Genomic DNA, 16,760 nt, shown 5'->3' with positions numbered 1-16,760 from the left:
TCTAACGAGGTACATTTCTTTAGGGAGTTGTATAAGGGCGTTGCTATTTGTTTCTTTGAGCGTTAGGCAAGCGAATTCTCTTCCATGCAACTAAAAACACGGGGAGGGGAATAAGGATCCACGCAAGACTTTTAAAAATACTGTTGGCTGCATGTGTCCGTTGCCATTCGTTATGGTCCTCGAGAGCTCGTTCATATTGGGTTTGTAGTTCTTCTGCAGTCATTTTTTCAGCTAAGCCTTCCTCTACATTGTATTTATGTTGATTGGCATAACATGAATACGACTCGTAATAGGGTGACGGGACAAAGTAATCACTCACGTTCATGATCGCGGCCACACTTCCACCGATCATCATAATTAATGTGACAAGCATCACGGCGTATAAGTAAACGCTACGAACCATCGCTGGTTGCCCCTTTCAGAAAGAATCACTGCTTTACTTTGATTATATGCCGGAGAAAGGGTGTAAAAGGTACGAATACACAATAGATAAACGAACAAACTCGGGGGAACCCCCGAATTTGTTATCTTTATAAAGCTTTCATTTGTCTTTGTGCTTGATCAAATGTAAAGCCTTCTCCTGATACTTCTTTGACATCATTTACAGAGAAAAAGGCGTAAGGATCAATTTCATCAATAATTGATTTTAGCTGAATGAGCTCATTTCGGTTTATGACACAATACATAATTTCTTTGTCATCCTGGGTGAAGCTTCCTTTACCAGTGAGGACGGTTGAACCTCGCGACATGCGCTTGATGACTTCAGCTGAAATTTCCTCTGTTTTAGTTGAAATAATCATCGCTGATTTTGCAGCACTTGCCCCCTCAATGATGAAGTCAATTACACGGCTAGCGACAAAGACAGTAACCAAAGTATACATGGCTTGTGTCATGTTTAAGTGAATGAGTGAAATGGTAATGACAAATGCATCAAACGTAAACATAAAACGGCCAAGGCTCATGCCAGTGTATTTGTTAGCGATTCGAGCTAAAATGTCAGCTCCGCCAGTCGTACCTCCCGCACGGAAGATGAACCCGAGTCCGGAGCCGACGAACACACCAGCAAATAGGGAAACTAAAATCATGTCTTCCTGTAATGGAAGTTCCGTGATTGGATACACTTCGAATAAACGAAGAGATGCAGATAAAGCAATAGTCCCTATCACACTATAAATAAACATAACCCGGCCAAGAAGCTTGTAACCGATCATGAATAATGGGATGTTAAGAAGCAGATTTGTAAGTGATGGTTCAATTGTAAATAAGTAATAAATTAACAGGGTGATGCCGGTAAACCCTCCATGGGCGAGTCCGTTTTGTAAATTAAAATGTATGATACCAAACCCAAAGAGTAATGTGCCAAGAAGAATAATCACCAAGTTTTTGATACGAATACCTTCAAAAATACGAGCCATAGAGAGAAAACCTCCTTTATTTATTGTTCATTGCTATTTTTCACCGTTTTTCAGACGATTTGAAGTATAACACAGCCCTATACCCAACCCAACACCTTTACGTCAGCTTTTCCAAAGTATTTATTTTCGGAAAACAGCAAGCGATTTCATTTGGTGGAGGAGAAATCTTTTGCCCTAACGCAAAGGGGACTGTCCCTTGAACAAAAGTTTTGGGGACAGTCCCCGCACAGTTTTGATTGGTATAGATTGAATTTGATTGTTTTTGAATGAAAATGATTGATTTTGGTGGTGGTTTCATTTAGAATAAATGATAGATTGAGCGAGGATGTGATGTACTATGTTGACCTTCGAAAGACATCAAGCCATTTTAGTAAAGCTGGAAGAAGCCAAGGTCGTAAAGCTATCAGATTTAGTCGAAGCTACTGGAGCTTCTGAATCGACAATCCGCAGGGATTTGACAGAGCTTGAATCGCAGAAAAAACTCAAAAGAGTTCATGGTGGAGCTTCTTTACTGACAAGGAGAAAAGATGAACCTTCATTACAAGAAAAAAGCACGAAACAATCAGAAGAGAAGCAGTCTCTTGGCCGTTTTTCCGCTGAGTTAATAAATGATGGAGATACTGTCTATATTGATGCAGGATCAACAACGCAAGCCATCGTTCCTTTCCTAAAAGGAAAAGATATTATCGTGGTAACCAACGGACTAAATATATTAAACGATTTGGTTGCTGCTAATACAAAAACCTATGTACTAGGTGGATATGTAAAAAGAGGTACCCGGGCTTTCGTTGGAGGGGGCGCATTTCAAACGATTCAATCTTATCAATTTGATCGTGCGTTCCTCGGTATGAATGGTGTGGACGTTAGTGTTGGCTATTCGACCCCGGACCCGGAAGAAGCGATGATTAAGCAACAAGCCATTGAACGATCGACAAATGCCTATGTCGTTGTTGATCATACAAAGCTTGGAGATGTGACTTTTTCCAAGGTGGCAGATTTGGGGTCTGCAGAATTAATTACATCTGATAAAGCAGAATCTGAGTTAGTTGAAATAATCAGGGAACAAACAAACGTACAGGTGGTGACACAACAATGATCTACACCGTGACCTTAAATCCATCGGCGGATTATCATTTAACATTGGATGAGATGAAAATTGGCAAGACAAATCGGGCATCCTCTAATCATTTAACCCCCGGGGGAAAAGGAATCAATGTTTCAAAGGTGCTAAAGGAGTTCGGGAATGAATCAAAGGCTGTAGGTTTTTTAGCTGGATTTACTGGTTCTTTTATAGAAGAACAGTTACGGCTTGAAGAAGTGAAAACTGATTTTGTTTACACAGCCGGGTTAACGCGAATTAATGTGAAGCTGAAAGCTGACGAGGAAACGGAAGTAAACGGCCAGGGGAGCCGTGTTACGGAAGAAGAAACGACAGCATTAAAAGGTAAGCTGGCTTCTGTTTCTGAAGGCGATTTCCTTGTTTTGTCAGGTAGCCTCCCTTCTGGAGTTTCTTCGTCAATTTATCAAGAGCTCTGCGACAAAGCTGCAGGTGAAAAAGTAAATGTTGTCGTTGATGCAAGTGGCGATGCTTTGAAGGAATCGATTCAAGCTAAGCCTTTTTTGATCAAGCCGAATCAAGATGAGCTTGGAGCATTGTACAACACTACGGTGGATTCCACAGATAAAGCTACCCAATTAGCTAAAAAGGCAGTTGAAGAGGGTGCGCAGCATGTTTTAGTTTCTTTAGGTGCTCAAGGAGCTGTTTTCGTTAACGAATCTACTGTTTTTTTTGCTGGGGCTCCAAAAGGCAAACTCGTAAATTCAGTAGGTGCAGGTGATTCGATGGTAGCCGGATTTATTCATGCATTTTTACGCGGGAGGGACTTAAAAGAATGTTTTCGATTTAGCATAGCCTCGGGAAGTGCGACGGCTTTTTCGCAAGGGTTTTGCAACAAGGAACACGTGGAGGAACTGGCAGGACAAATTCACATTGAAGTTTTACAAGGAGGGTAAAAAATGAAAATTACAGATTTGCTGAGGCAAGATTCAATTCTGTTAGATCTAGCCTCTAGTCAAAAAATTGAAGTAATCGATGAGCTTGCAACAAAGCTTGATGAAGCTGGTAGATTAATAGATGTAGAAGTATTTAAGAAAGCAATCATAGATAGAGAAGCGCAAAGTTCAACGGGAATCGGTGAAGGAATAGCCATTCCTCATGCTAAAACAAGTGCGGTAAAAGAGCCATCTATCGTCTTTGGGCGATCAAAAGCAGGTATAGATTATGATTCATTAGATGGAGAAAAGAGTCACTTATTCTTCATGATCGCAGCTACAGAAGGGGCAAACAACGAACATTTGCAAACGCTCTCGCGCCTATCAACTTTATTAATGGACGAGTCTTTTCGTCAAACGTTAATGAAAGCGAATTCAGCTGAGGAAATTTTAGCAGCTGTAGACGAAAAAGAGAGAGAAAAACAAGGGTCTGAAAAAGAAGAAAGAGAGCCTTCTTCCAGAAGTTCCTCCCCAGATCAAAAGTTTGTCATTGCCGTTACTGGCTGTCCGACAGGGATTGCACATACGTACATGGCGGCAGACGGTTTAAAAGAAAAAGCAAAAGAAATGGGAATTGAAATAAAAGTAGAGACGAACGGGTCTGATGGAGTACGGAATCGTTTAACAAAAGAAGACATTCAACGAGCGGAAGCGGTTATTATTGCTGCTGATACGAAAATTGAAAAAGAACGTTTTTCAGGGAAACCTTTAGTTGATGCTCCTGTTAAAGACGGGATTCGTAAACCCAAAGAGTTGCTGACTAAAGCGATTAGTGGTGATGCTTCTGTCTATCACGGAGGTGGCAGTTCAGCAAAGTCTGATGAAGGGTCAACAGATAACAGGCCTGGCTTTTACCGTCATTTAATGAACGGTGTTTCTAACATGCTCCCATTTGTTGTTGCAGGTGGTATTTTAATTGCATTATCGTTTATTTTTAATGAACCAGGCGCTGAAGAGACGCATTGGTTTGGAGATATTTTAAATTTAATTGGTGGGGAATATGGGTTCTTCCTCATGATTCCTGTGCTTGCTGCGTTTATCGCACGGAGTATTGCGGATCGTCCAGGTTTTGCTGCTGGTATGGTTGGGGGTCTTATGGCTGTTAACTTTGAAGCAGGTTTTATAGGCGGAATTATTGCCGGTTTTCTCGCGGGTTATTTAGTGGTCCTGTTTAGAAAATTGTTTGCGTTCATTCCTCCATCCTTAGACGGTATTCGAACGATTTTAATCTTGCCTTTATTTGGTGTCTTTTTTACCGGTTTTATTATGTATTATCTTGTTACGCCATTGAATGCTTTTTCGAGAGGGATCGAAGGCTGGCTTGGTGGATTAGGCACAGGTAACATCGTGCTTATGGGTATTTTACTTGGCGCGATGATGGCGATCGACATGGGCGGCCCGATTAATAAAGCGGCGTTTACATTCGGTATTGCGATGATTGAAGCTGGCAATTACGCACCACACGCCGCGATTATGGCGGCAGGAATGGTTCCACCATTAGGCATTGCCTTATCTACGACATTCTTTAAAAACAAATATACAAGACAAGAACAAGATGCAGGAAAATCCATTTACGTACTCGGGGCTTCATTTATTACAGAAGGTGCCATTCCGTTCGCAGCAGCAGACCCAGGAAGAGTTATTCCTTCGATTGTTACTGGGTCAGCTGTAGCAGGCGGACTAGCGATGGTGTTTGGCACAGCAACCCAAGCCCCACACGGAGGAATCTTTGTCCTCCTACTTGTCGAAAATTGGCCATTGTATCTCATCTCTATTCTCGCAGGCGCAGCAGTAACCGCCCTTATGCTAGGGTTTTGGAAAAAACAAGTATAAAACATCCTGAACATTTGTTCAGGGGACAGTCCCCGCACAATGTTGTGTAAATTCATTAAACGTTTTGACAAGTTATAAAATGGGTGCTACAATTTTCCTCAACTGCATAACATGATTTGTATATCCTATTAATTCTTATCTGGAGTGGCAGAGGGACTGGCCCGATGAAGCCCGGCAACCAGCAGTATCGTAAAGAAAACTGCGAGGTGCTAATTCCTGCAAAGCGGTGGCTTTGGGAGATGAGATTGTTGAATAGCAAGAGCTGTTCATAATACTCAAAAATATTTCTCCCTCGATGCTCCGCGTGTCGAGGGAGTTTTTATGTAATTTAAAAATTATCAAAACTTTATTGTTGAAATGGTTGACGTTCCCTTTCAGGAGTGTTACTATTCAAAATAATCAAAACATTCATTTCTGATCTAAATAGAATGTTTTAACCCGTTCATGCAAGACAACGACCCTTACAATTTCATTTTACTCTTATCAAGAGCGGTGGAGGGATTGGCCCGATGAAGCCCGGCAACCAGCTTGACGTTTACACGTGAAGCAAGGTGCCAAGTCCAACAAAGCGGTGCGCTTTGAAAGATGAGAGAGGCTTTTTAACATTCGTCTCTCTGTCTTCTGGCAGAGAGATTTTTAAATTTCATTTGTTTTTTCTTAAAGGAGGTGCATGATGACGGTTGAACAGAAAAAATATAACCGGACGACTGGGAAAGTAACTCTTCCTTCGATAACACTTGAATCAGGTCATACATTACAGAATATAGAACTCGTTTATGAGCGAACAGGAGTGGGGCAGGGCGACCCTATTATTGTCTGTCATGCTCTTACAGGCAATCACCATACTGTCGGTACAAAAGATAACCCGGGCTGGTGGCGGGGGTTAATACAGGAAGGAGGTTATGTAGATCTAAACGAACAAGAAGTCATCACGTTTAATATAATTGGCGGCTGCAACGGATCGACAGGACCAACCTCTCTAAACTTGAAATCAAATCGACCCTATCAAGCAGATTTTCCATTCGTAAGTGTTCGTGATATGGTTCATGCTCAGAAACTGGCTCTGGAACAACTCGGAATTAACCAGATAAAAGCTGTTATGGGTGGTTCGCTTGGGGGGATGCAAGCTCTGGAATGGGGAATGCTTTATCCGGAAAATGTCGATCAACTGATTGTGATGGCAGCTACCCCTTCGTTAAGTGATTATGGGATGGCCTATAATGCAATCGCGAGAAAAGCGATCACTGATGATCCTAAATGGAATAACGGACGGTATCCGAGCACCGACCCACCAAAAAACGGTCTTTCGTTGGCACGGATGGTTGGCATGATCACATACAGGTCTGGAAATTTATTTAACCACCGTTTTCATCGAGAACCAAAAGAGACATGGGGCACGGATCATCACGAGATTTCTTACCAAGTAGAGTCTTATTTGCGTTACCAAGGAGACAAATTTCCGGAACGGTTTGATGCCAACAGTTACTTATATTTGCTCAAAGCAATGGACCATCATGACCTTGAAGAAGGAAGGGACTATCCACTTCAAAAACTACTGAAAGACTTCAAAAAACCAGTGTCTCTCATTGGATTTAAAGGTGATCTCCTTTACCCACCAGAAGAGATGAACCGGTTAAAAGCTACTTGGGAAAAAGCAGGTGGAGAAATTTATTATTACGAGGTTGATACAATTTTTGGTCATGACGGATTTTTGACTGAGTATGACAAGTGGGGGTGGATCGTAAATGAAGCGCTTAAAGAGGATGTTCAAATAGTCCGGGAAAAATAGCTGTCAAATTTCTGCGTCAGCTTGCTTCACATTAACTAAAATTAAATAGATGATTTTTCTCTTATCTAGAGTGGCGGAGGGACTGGCCCGATGAAGCCCGGCAACCATCAAGCGAACTGCTTGGAAGGTGCCAATTCCAACGAAGCAGTAATGCTTTGAAAGATAAGAGAGAGGCGCTGAGTTTACAAGCACCTTTCTCTTATTTGAGGAAGGTGCTTTTACTTTTTTAAAATAAAAACATTCATGGTTGAGAGAGCTTCCTAAGTTTCTCACCTAGTAAACTAGTCCCGTTCATTTCACAAAAAATAACCCAATTTCAAGGAGGAATTACAATGAGTCAATCTTTTGAAACGTATAACCAGGAAACAGTATTACTTCATGGAGGTCAGTCTCCAGATCCAACAACCGGATCACGGGCGGTACCGATTTATCAAACCAGTTCTTATGTGTTTCACGATACTGAGCATGCAGAACAACTGTTTTCACTAGATGAGCCGGGGAATATTTACAGTCGAATCGGGAACCCGACAGTAGATGTTTTAGAAAAACGCCTTGCTTTACTAGAGAACGGAGTAGCAGCGGTAGCTACTGCTTCAGGAATGTCCGCTATTAGTCTATCGATACTTAACCTAGCGGGAGCTGGTGATGAAATTGTCGCAGCTACAAACCTTTATGGTGGAACATACAATTTATTTTCTACAACACTTCCTCGCTATGGAATAAAGGTTAAATTTGTAGACGCTTCAGATCCGGTGAACTTTAAAGAGGCAATTAATGAAAATACGAAAGCAGTTTTTGCTGAGACGATTGGAAACCCAAGTCTTCATGTACTAGATATCGAAGGGGTCGCTGAAGTGGCTCACGAGGCGGGAATTCCCCTTATTCTCGATAACACATTTGCTACTCCTTACGTATGTAAGCCGATTGATTACGGAGCGGATATCGTGATTCATTCAGCTACAAAGTGGATTGGAGGTCATGGAACATCGATTGGAGGAATTGTTGTAGATGGCGGACGTTTTAACTGGCAATCTGAAAAGTTCCCTGGCTTTAATGAACCGGATAATAGCTACAATGGGATCACTTACGCAAAAGATTTCGGAACATTAGCTTTTATTACAAAATTCCGTGTTCAAATGCTTCGTGATTTTGGACCTTGCTTAAGTCCTTTTAACGCTTTTCAGTTGCTACAAGGACTTGAAACGCTTCATCTTCGTATTGAACGTCATAATGAAAATGCCTTAAAACTGGCAAAAAGGCTTAAAGAACATCCAGCTGTGGATTGGGTTTCGTATCCTGGTCTTGAGGAGCACCCATCACATGAACATGCTTCTGAACTTTTAAAAGGCGGATATGGTGCGATTGTGAATTTTGGCATTAAAGGTGGAAGAGATACCGGGCGTAAGCTCATCGATAATGTAGCATTGTGGTCTCACTTAGCAAATGTAGGCGATGCAAAAAGTTTAATTATTCATCCGGCAACTACTACTCACCAGCAGCTATCTGATGAAGAATTGGTGACGACCGGAGTGACCCCGGACCTTGTGAGGCTATCCGTTGGTATTGAAAATGTAGAAGATTTACTTAAAGACCTCGACCAGGCATTGGAAAAAGCAACTGGAAAGTCACAAGTGGCTAATAATCGTGTTGTCAATGATGAAGGTGTCATCAAATGGGCTCTTTCTTCGCCATCCACAACGGATGAAAGCGGGGATCGTCCAAAGACTTTAGCGGTGGTGGGATTAAGCGGAAAAGAGTCTCGTCCAAGTCACCGCCTAGCGAGAAAAATGCAGCGTCTTGGGTACAAGATCATTCCGGTAAACCCGAGAGAAACTGAAATTCTCGGAGAAACGGCCTACCCGGACTTGAAAAGTATCAAAGGGCCAGTGGACATTGTCCAAGTTTTCCGCAGTCCTGAAGCGGCGATTGAAATTGCAAAGGAAGCGGTCACTGTTCAACCGAAAGTCTTTTGGCTACAAGAAGGTGTGGTTTCGGAACGAGCGTCATCGATCGCGAAAGAAGCTGGAATCGATGTTGTTCACAATCGCTGCACTTATAAAGAAGCGCAACGACTGAGAGGGACAATTTCAACCTTTGCTTGTGAAATATAAGGTTTCTACTTTAATGAAATAGATAAAAGGAGCGGAAGCACAATGACTACAATAAAAACATTCTTTAAAACTACAATTCTCATTTTCACATTCTCAATCGTCTCAGCTTGTGCTTCAAGCTCCGATGCAGATTCAACAACACCCGAGACGCTAACAGTCGATTATGCGTATTATTCGCCAACAAGTCTTGTCCTTAAAGAATTTGGTTGGCTAGAAGAGGCTTTTGAAGAAGAGGGTACCGAAATTGAATACGTGTTAAGTCACGGTAGCAATCGAGCGCTTGAGTTTTTATCTGGAGGCAGTGTTGACTTCGGATCAACAGCTGGAGCTGCCGCTTTAATGGCGAAAGGAAATAATGCTCCGATTAAAAATGTCTATATCTATTCTCAGCCCGAGTGGACAGCGCTTGTTTCAAATGAAAGCTCTGGAATTGATGACATTTCTAATTTAGAAGGAAAACGTGTTGCGGCAACGCTAGGTACGGATCCTTATATTTTTCTTGTTCGAGCTTTACGAGAAGGCGGATTAACCGACGATGATGTTGAAATTGTGAACTTGCAGCATAGTGATGGGGCCAATGCCCTTGCAAGTGATCAAGTCGATGCGTGGGCAGGGCTTGATCCTCATATGGCACGACAGGAATTGGAAACAGAGGCCGGTTTATTTTACCGCAACGAATCATTTAATACGTATGGGTTTTTAAATGTTCGAGAAGAGTTCGCCGAGCAATACCCTCAAGCGGTTGAAAAAGTAATTGAAGCATATGAGAAAGCGAGAAAGTGGGTCATTGAAAACCCTGACGAGACAGTTGAAATTATGACAAGCGAAGCACAAATAGATGAAAACGTAGCAGCCCTTCAACTTGAGAGAAACAACTTTAGCACGCCAATACCAGGTGGGGAGCATGTCGACAGTTTAACAGAAGCTGGTCTCGTACTACAGGAAGCAGAAGTGATGGATGGGGACTTAGACATTGAAGAGCTTGTAAATGAATTGATCGACCCAACTTATGCTGAAAATGTGATCGATAAAGAATAAAAGGAGGGAAAGCAAATGGCCATTTCCCAAGGAGAACGTACATCAGCAACGAAAACATTATTTAAATCATATGAAAAACAATCAGATGGACGACTCGCATCAGAGCGGTCAGCCTGGGGAATGATGGGTCTCTCATTGCTCCTTCCCTTCTTCCTAATTGCAGGGTGGGAAGTGATTACTCGATTTGACATCGTAGCTACGCACTTGCTACCTGCACCTTCGACCATTATTCAAACCCTTTGGACGATGGCTGTGGATGGATCATTGTGGCAGCATACAGGGATTACATTGTACCGGATCTTTTGGGGATTCATTTGGGGCGCGATAGTCGCTGTTATTCTAGGTTCAATTGTAGGGATGTCACGACATGCGGAAACGATATTTGATCCGACGATTCAAGCTTTCAGAGCCATCCCTTCCTTAGCATGGGTACCCTTATTTATTTTATGGCTCGGAATCGGTGAAGGGGCGAAAGTGGTACTTATTGCTGTTGGTGTCTTTTTTCCAGTTTATTTAAACATTACAGGTGGGATTCAATCGGTCGACCGGAAGCTGATCGAAGTTGGAAAGGCATATGGTTTCTCTACTTTTGAGCTTGTAAAAAGAATTATTCTGCCGGCTTCTCTTCCTTCCTTTCTTGTTGGATTACGAAGTGGTCTCGGTTTAGGATGGATGTTTGTTGTAGCTGCCGAATTGATGGGTGCGAGCCAAGGGTTAGGATACCTTCTCGTTCTTGGACAAAACACACTTCAGCCTGATGTAATTCTGGTTAGCATTCTTCTCTTTGCATTATTAGGAAAAATTACGGATACGTTTTTGAAAAAACTTCAAGAGCGTGCTCTTCATTGGCAAGACCGTATGGAGCAATCAAAATAACGTTTCTGAGGTGGGGAAATGAGCGTACAAATCGAAAATGTCAGTCGAGTTTTTGCAGGGCAAACAGCCATAAAAGACATCTCATTTACTGCTGAAAAAGGTGAGATTGTAGGACTCTTAGGCACGAGTGGCTGTGGAAAAAGTACCGTTTTACGAGCTATCTCTGGTCTTGATGAAGGCTACCAGGGGACTGTAAAAGTAAACGGGGAACTGAGCGATTCTATTAATGAGAATCTAGGGATAATTTTTCAGGAAGCTCGGCTAATGCCGTGGTTAACAGTGGAAGAAAATGTGAGCTTTGGTTTGAAGGACAACAAAAAAACAAAAGCAGAAAAAGTGAGAACCATTTTAAAAAAGGTGGGACTAAAAGGTTTCGAAGGATACTATCCTAAGCAGCTCTCAGGAGGTATGGCTCAACGTACAGCAATTGCACGTGCTCTTGTGACAGAACCAAGTACTCTTTTATTAGATGAGCCGTTTAGTGCTTTGGATGCATTTACGAAGTTACAACTTCAGGAGTTACTTTTACACATTTGGGAAACGGCACACCCTACCATGGTTATTGTAACCCATGACATTGATGAAGCTTTATCTTTATGTGACAGAATCGTGATTTTAAAAGGACAGCCCGGTACTGTTTATGAAAATATCAAACTTACTAAACCAAAACCAAGATTGTCCTCAGATGCCGATATAGCGAAATTGAAACAGAGAATTTTAAAGTCACTGGAAATTGGAGAGAAACGCGTCGTGAAAGGAGCATAACCGCATGGGTGAGACGATAGTAAAAACAGAAAAATCTATTATTGAACCGGGGCGATCCCGCACACACCACTTACAAGATTATGACAAAGTTGCCGAACATTTTGGCTGGCCTGAAGCCCTTCAAGGGTTATCGATGGCTCCATCTGGACGTTGGAATGCTGCTTATGAATGTATTGATCGTCACGTAGATGAAGGTTATGGTCAGAAAACGGCATTATTGTTTACAGACGGAGATTATGAACAAACATATACATTTTCCGAAGTAAAGGACATAACAGACCGATACGCTCGTGTGTTAAGTTGTAACGGTGTTCGAAAAGGAAGTCGGGTGTTTATCTTTTTACCGAAATCACCGGATTGTTATTTTGCTATTTTAGCTGTAATAAAAGCAGGTGCAATTGCAGGACCTTTATTTGAAGCATTTATGGAAGACGCGGTCAAAGAAAGAATGGTCGATTGTGAAGCGCAATATTTAATTACAGATGATGAGCTGGCAAATAGAGTACCTGTTAACGACATTCCTTCTTTACGAAAGCAGTGGACGATTGATGAATTACAGGAAGCAGCTGATCATCAAGGAGAAGGTGATTCACCTGTTGTCTGGCTCGATGAAGAGGATGGCATGCTTATTCATTATACATCCGGTTCTACTGGAAAACCAAAAGGTGTACTTCATGCACAAAGAGCGATTTCTCATCAATTCATTACTGGAAAATGGGTGCTGGATATACATGAAGATGATGTCTATTGGTGCACGTCTCATCCCGGCTGGGTGACAGGAAGTGTATATGGTGTCTTCGCCCCTTGGTTAAACCGGGCGACAGTGGTGATTCACGGTGGACGTTTTAGTGCAACCGAGTGGTATAAATTGATTGAACGTTTTGGGGTGACTGTCTGGTATAGTGCTCCTACCGCGTTTCGGATGTTAATGAGTGAAGGAAACCTTCATGAAAAGTTTGATCTTCAAACGTTACGTCACGTATTAAGTGTCGGAGAACCGTTAAATCCAGAAGTGATTCATTGGGCGTTTTCTGAATTAAACGTCAGGATTCATGATACGTGGTGGATGACTGAAACAGGGGGCCACCTTATAGTAAATATCCCGTCTGCCCCGATTAAACCGGGATCCATGGGGCGGGCACTGCCAGGGATTGAGGTGGCTATTTTAGATGAGAAAAGTGAGCCTCTTTCCTCAGGTCAAGTTGGCCAGTTAGCTGTAAAGGCACCATGGCCAGGACTTATGAAAGAGATTTGGAAAAACAAAGAGAAATATGAGTCTTATTTTACTGCGAACGGATGGTATGTATCTGGTGATACGGCTTACCAGGATGACGAAGGTTATGTGTTCTTTCATGGAAGAAGTGATGATCTTATTAACACAGCAGGCGAAAGAGTAGGACCTTTTGAAGTAGAAAGCAAGTTGATCGAGCACCCTGCTGTAGCAGAAGCGGGTGTGATCGGAAAACCTGATCCGGTTCGTGGTGAAATTATTAAAGCGTTCATTACATTACGAGAAGGATTTGAGTTTTCTGAGCATCTAGTTGAAAGCATCCGCTTTTTTGTGAAACGGCAGTTATCTGCCCACGCATCACCTCGTGAAATTGAAGTCGTCTCTGAACTTCCGAAAACGAGAATTAGCGGCAAAATTCTGCGACGAGAATTAAAAGAAAAGGAGCTAAAACAACTTGAACGACTAAGGGAGGAAACGAACAGATGAGTGGTAAGGCAGTCAAATTAGCGATTATCGGATTTGGAACAGTAGGAGAAGGTGTTTATCAAACGATCGTAACAAAACAGGAAAAATTGGTTCATCTTCTAGGAAGACAGCTTGAGGTTCCTGTTGTCCTTGTAAAAGATGGAACAAAGAAACGAGAAGTGGCTGGAAATACGAAAGTAACCATGCAATCTGAAGAAGTATTCCGTCAACGTTTCGACTTGGTCGTAGAAGCGACGCCTGATGCGAATACAGGCTACCCTTATGTAACGGCATTTTTAAAGAGGGGTACGTCGGTTGTTACAGCCAATAAAGAACTCGTCGCCAAACACGGAGAGGAGCTTTACAAGCTTGCAGACGAAAATAACTGCCAATTATTGTTTGAAGCGGCCGTTGCGGGAGGAATTCCACTCCTTAACACGCTTCGTCACACGTTAAAGACAAATTCTATTCAAAAAGTAAATGGAATTTTAAACGGGACCTCAAATTATGTGTTAACGAAAATGAAAGGAGAAGGAGCTTCATTTAATGAGGCTTTAAAAGAAGCACAAGAAAAAGGGTATGCTGAAGCCGTTCCTGATAAAGATGTGGATGGCTGGGACGCCTATTATAAAACGACAATTCTTAGTCATTGGATTTATGGAAAAGCCCCCATCTGGAATAAAACCAAACCTGTAGGCGTTCGAAATATCAGAATAGACGATTTAAACCTAGCAGAAAAGGTAGGGGGGAAAATTAAGCATGTCGCATCATTAGAAAAGGTTGGGGAACATATCCGTGCAGCTGTACGCCCCTGCTTCGTTTTTGAAAAACATCCTCTCTATTCGGTAGATGGTGTAAATAATGGGGTGCACATCGAAGGAAGTATTGTTGGTGATATACTCCTCCAAGGGCCTGGTGCCGGGAAGTATCCGACTTCCAGTGCAGTCATCGAGGATGTTGTGAATTTTCTTCAAAACAAAAACGAGAAAAAGGCCCAAGATGTAGCTAATACAAGCTCGGAAAAAATTGATGAGGGAAGTATTGTAAAAAACAACGCACAATATTGGTTCTTATCAGGAAGTGATGGGCTAACCAGACATCTTTCCGTATGTGGCATTCGTATTGTAGTCTCTGTGCAAGAGACTGGTCTTCAAAGTAAAGGATGTATCGTCTCGGCAGATGATGGACAGCTCGATGAGTTCATGCGTTCTTATTCGGCGAATGTTCAAACCTATCCCATTCTGGCCAATGAAGAAGAAATTCTTCAATATCCGATAAAAGATGGTGTTCCTGCTGCTTCCATGTAATCGACATAAAAAGACACTTTCCTCCTCTTAGCGAACATCATATAATAGAATGATACGTGATACGTAGAGTTGCAAGAGGAGGAGTGGAAAATGGTAAAAAAGATGATGGCCAGCACATTCTTGATGCTATGTATTTCGGTTCTTCTCATCCTTGCTTTTTTTCCTGATTTTTTTGGTGAAACAGGAGGGTTACCAGAGGGAAACGAGGAGAATTATACTTCTTCTTTTGATGACACCTCTTTCCTTTACTATCTAAATTCAGATCAAGTTAAATCTGCTATTCAAGAAGGAATCTCTTCCTTATCGATTATTGATGCTTTTTTGTTGGACCGTGAAATGGAGGATGACTCACTTAAATCGCATGACCATGTGGAATATGCATATATTGTTGTACCCGAACTTGAGGTAATGAGAAAAGCAAAACGAACGAATGATCAATTTTCAAGAAATATTAAGGCTTTAGAAGCGACACAATCTTTAACTGATCAGTTTCTTATTTTTGAGGTGCGATTCGAAAAACAATTCGGATACATATATAATATTACGTTCGAACAGGACCATGAGTTAATTGAACCAGAGCTTATTGAACATAACGCTAAAGGAGCCCTTACGAGGGTTTATTTTAATATTGAGCAAATCGACATTGATCATACTGGATTGTTACACGTTACAGACCGGGCAAACGCAGATGAGCGGCAATCATTTCATGTAGAATTCAATGACTTTTTACCTAGAAAGAGGTGATGTGGTTTTGCGCTTATAAATTAGCGTGAATCTTCCTAATGAGCGTTAGGCAAGCGAATCCTTGCTTCTTCACGCATGATGTACGGTTTTTCAAATCAATTGGTCATAGGGGACAAATTGATTTGCCCGTAACATCATTTAAGCCCGAAAAAACGCTCAAAAAGCAACAAACATTACGAAAACAGCCTATGAAAAAGCTGACTGAAATGAATCACCATTTCAGTCAGCTTCTTTTAATTCATTTCATCCATTACTTTTTCTGCGAATTGCTGAAAGAGGCGGTATTCGTGCATCTCTTCATCTTCACCATCTTCTGGTGGAGACTGTTCTTGGAGTTCACTTTGAATTTCATGCCAGATAAACAGCTTCAAATATTTCGATTCTAAATGACGCAAAAACAGATCATCATCTTCATTTTGAATGTCATTGACTAAAAAGTCGTTTGGAGCGTCGTCTTCTTCGCTCATTTCTTCTCCTTCAATAAAGGATTGAAAACGGTCTTCTGAGTAATTCCAGTCATATTCTCTTTCGGCTATTTTTTTCCATACGAGAAGCTCCTGGGCCTGAAAACGGGCATCTTCCTTTCTTTCTTCCTCTTCCATAGGGGAATCAGTTAGGTGGTGGTAGAATTCATGGCTTAACCAAAACTGGTAATAAAAATTTTCTTCATTAGGAGTACTGCCGTTGGTGGACAGAATACCAGTTTTATTATAAGCATACTCGAGTGCATCTTGAAAATCTTCGCGATCAGAAGTAATTTCCTCTTCGTCTATCCCAGGAGTATCACCGTTCTCACCGGAATCTGTCGAGTCAATTTCTACGGATCCAGAATCTGTGGTCGAATTTTCTTCATCGTTTTCAGGTGATGTCGTTAAGTCGGCAGGCATAGGTTGTCCATATTGATCAATTGAATAGTAATAGGACATTAAAATCGTTAATGCTAATAGAATAATCGCTCCAATTAAAAAATATACTTTTTTCTTTGTTGACATGATTTCACCTCGGATAGTATCGGAATTCATATGTAAAATAGAATATTCAAAAGAACAGTTCTTTCTATTATAATTTATTTTAAGTAAGAGTAAAATAGTGTACATGATTTTCCTTTGTGACGGGAGTTTATTCTGATAATGA

The 16,760-nt window shown here is 41.6% G+C and carries 14 protein-coding genes and 3 riboswitches; of the genes, 11 read left to right on the top strand and 3 right to left on the bottom strand.

Annotation, left to right across the window (positions count from 1 at the left end; genetic code table 11):
* Nucleotides 1-43: 43 nt before the first annotated feature.
* Entirely contained in the window at nucleotides 44-403 is a 360-nt protein-coding gene (locus tag CDZ94_RS09090) for a hypothetical protein (RefSeq protein WP_096436337.1), read from the bottom strand.
* Between the two features lie 127 nt (nucleotides 404-530).
* On the bottom strand, nucleotides 531-1,415 hold the full coding sequence (locus CDZ94_RS09085) for a YitT family protein (RefSeq protein ID WP_198546704.1): 885 nt from the start codon (nucleotides 1,413-1,415) through the stop codon (nucleotides 531-533).
* A 337-nt stretch (nucleotides 1,416-1,752) separates the two neighbouring features.
* Between CDZ94_RS09085 and CDZ94_RS09080 the strand changes: the two genes are divergently transcribed.
* The 11 genes from CDZ94_RS09080 to CDZ94_RS09030 all read left to right on the top strand — a co-directional run bounded on the left by CDZ94_RS09080 (nucleotide 1,753) and on the right by CDZ94_RS09030 (nucleotide 15,626).
* The gene (locus CDZ94_RS09080; RefSeq protein ID WP_096436335.1) at nucleotides 1,753-2,511 is read left to right on the top strand and encodes a DeoR/GlpR family DNA-binding transcription regulator; all 759 of its coding nucleotides are present in this window, start codon (nucleotides 1,753-1,755) and stop codon (nucleotides 2,509-2,511) included.
* Nucleotides 2,508-3,428 (top strand): 1-phosphofructokinase, encoded by a 921-nt coding sequence (gene pfkB / locus CDZ94_RS09075; RefSeq protein ID WP_096436333.1) that lies wholly within the window; start codon nucleotides 2,508-2,510, stop codon nucleotides 3,426-3,428. The genes CDZ94_RS09080 and pfkB overlap by 4 nt, the downstream gene beginning before the upstream one ends.
* A gap of 3 nt (nucleotides 3,429-3,431) precedes the next feature.
* On the top strand, nucleotides 3,432-5,300 hold the full coding sequence (locus CDZ94_RS09070) for a PTS fructose transporter subunit IIABC (protein ID WP_096436331.1): 1,869 nt from the start codon (nucleotides 3,432-3,434) through the stop codon (nucleotides 5,298-5,300).
* A 132-nt stretch (nucleotides 5,301-5,432) separates the two neighbouring features.
* A riboswitch (SAM riboswitch) is annotated at nucleotides 5,433-5,546 on the top strand.
* A 231-nt stretch (nucleotides 5,547-5,777) separates the two neighbouring features.
* Nucleotides 5,778-5,892: riboswitch (SAM riboswitch) on the top strand.
* Between the two features lie 81 nt (nucleotides 5,893-5,973).
* The gene (metX, locus tag CDZ94_RS09065) at nucleotides 5,974-7,089 is read left to right on the top strand and encodes a homoserine O-acetyltransferase MetX (RefSeq protein ID WP_096436329.1); all 1,116 of its coding nucleotides are present in this window, start codon (nucleotides 5,974-5,976) and stop codon (nucleotides 7,087-7,089) included.
* A 58-nt stretch (nucleotides 7,090-7,147) separates the two neighbouring features.
* Nucleotides 7,148-7,258: riboswitch (SAM riboswitch) on the top strand.
* A gap of 163 nt (nucleotides 7,259-7,421) precedes the next feature.
* Nucleotides 7,422-9,200 (top strand): PLP-dependent aspartate aminotransferase family protein, encoded by a 1,779-nt coding sequence (locus tag CDZ94_RS09060; RefSeq protein WP_096436327.1) that lies wholly within the window; start codon nucleotides 7,422-7,424, stop codon nucleotides 9,198-9,200.
* Between the two features lie 42 nt (nucleotides 9,201-9,242).
* On the top strand, nucleotides 9,243-10,238 hold the full coding sequence (locus tag CDZ94_RS09055) for an aliphatic sulfonate ABC transporter substrate-binding protein (protein ID WP_096436325.1): 996 nt from the start codon (nucleotides 9,243-9,245) through the stop codon (nucleotides 10,236-10,238).
* 120 nt (nucleotides 10,239-10,358) lie between these two features.
* Nucleotides 10,359-11,114 carry an ABC transporter permease gene (locus tag CDZ94_RS09050; protein ID WP_425352561.1) on the top strand — a complete coding sequence of 252 codons (756 nt, stop codon included), beginning with the start codon at nucleotides 10,359-10,361 and terminating at the stop codon, nucleotides 11,112-11,114.
* A gap of 18 nt (nucleotides 11,115-11,132) precedes the next feature.
* Nucleotides 11,133-11,879: an ABC transporter ATP-binding protein gene (locus CDZ94_RS09045; protein WP_096436321.1), complete on the top strand. Its 747-nt coding sequence runs from the start codon at nucleotides 11,133-11,135 to the stop codon at nucleotides 11,877-11,879.
* Between the two features lie 4 nt (nucleotides 11,880-11,883).
* Entirely contained in the window at nucleotides 11,884-13,596 is a 1,713-nt protein-coding gene (gene acsA / locus CDZ94_RS09040; RefSeq protein ID WP_096436319.1) for an acetate--CoA ligase, read from the top strand.
* Nucleotides 13,593-14,882, top strand: a complete 1,290-nt coding sequence (locus tag CDZ94_RS09035; protein ID WP_096436316.1) for a homoserine dehydrogenase — start codon at nucleotides 13,593-13,595, stop codon at nucleotides 14,880-14,882. The genes acsA and CDZ94_RS09035 overlap by 4 nt, the downstream gene beginning before the upstream one ends.
* 90 nt (nucleotides 14,883-14,972) lie before the next feature.
* Nucleotides 14,973-15,626, top strand: a complete 654-nt coding sequence (locus tag CDZ94_RS09030; RefSeq protein ID WP_096436314.1) for a hypothetical protein — start codon at nucleotides 14,973-14,975, stop codon at nucleotides 15,624-15,626.
* Nucleotides 15,627-15,859: 233 nt separating this feature from the next.
* On the opposite strand, the gene CDZ94_RS09025 is transcribed toward CDZ94_RS09030, so the two are convergent.
* Nucleotides 15,860-16,618 (bottom strand): hypothetical protein, encoded by a 759-nt coding sequence (locus tag CDZ94_RS09025; RefSeq protein WP_096436312.1) that lies wholly within the window; start codon nucleotides 16,616-16,618, stop codon nucleotides 15,860-15,862.
* Nucleotides 16,619-16,760 lie beyond the last annotated feature (142 nt).

It is taken from the genome of Alteribacter populi (genome assembly GCF_002352765.1).
GTDB classification, from domain to species: Bacteria; Bacillota; Bacilli; order Bacillales; family Salisediminibacteriaceae; genus Alteribacter; species Alteribacter populi.
This window is presented reverse-complemented; position numbering and strand designations above follow the sequence as displayed.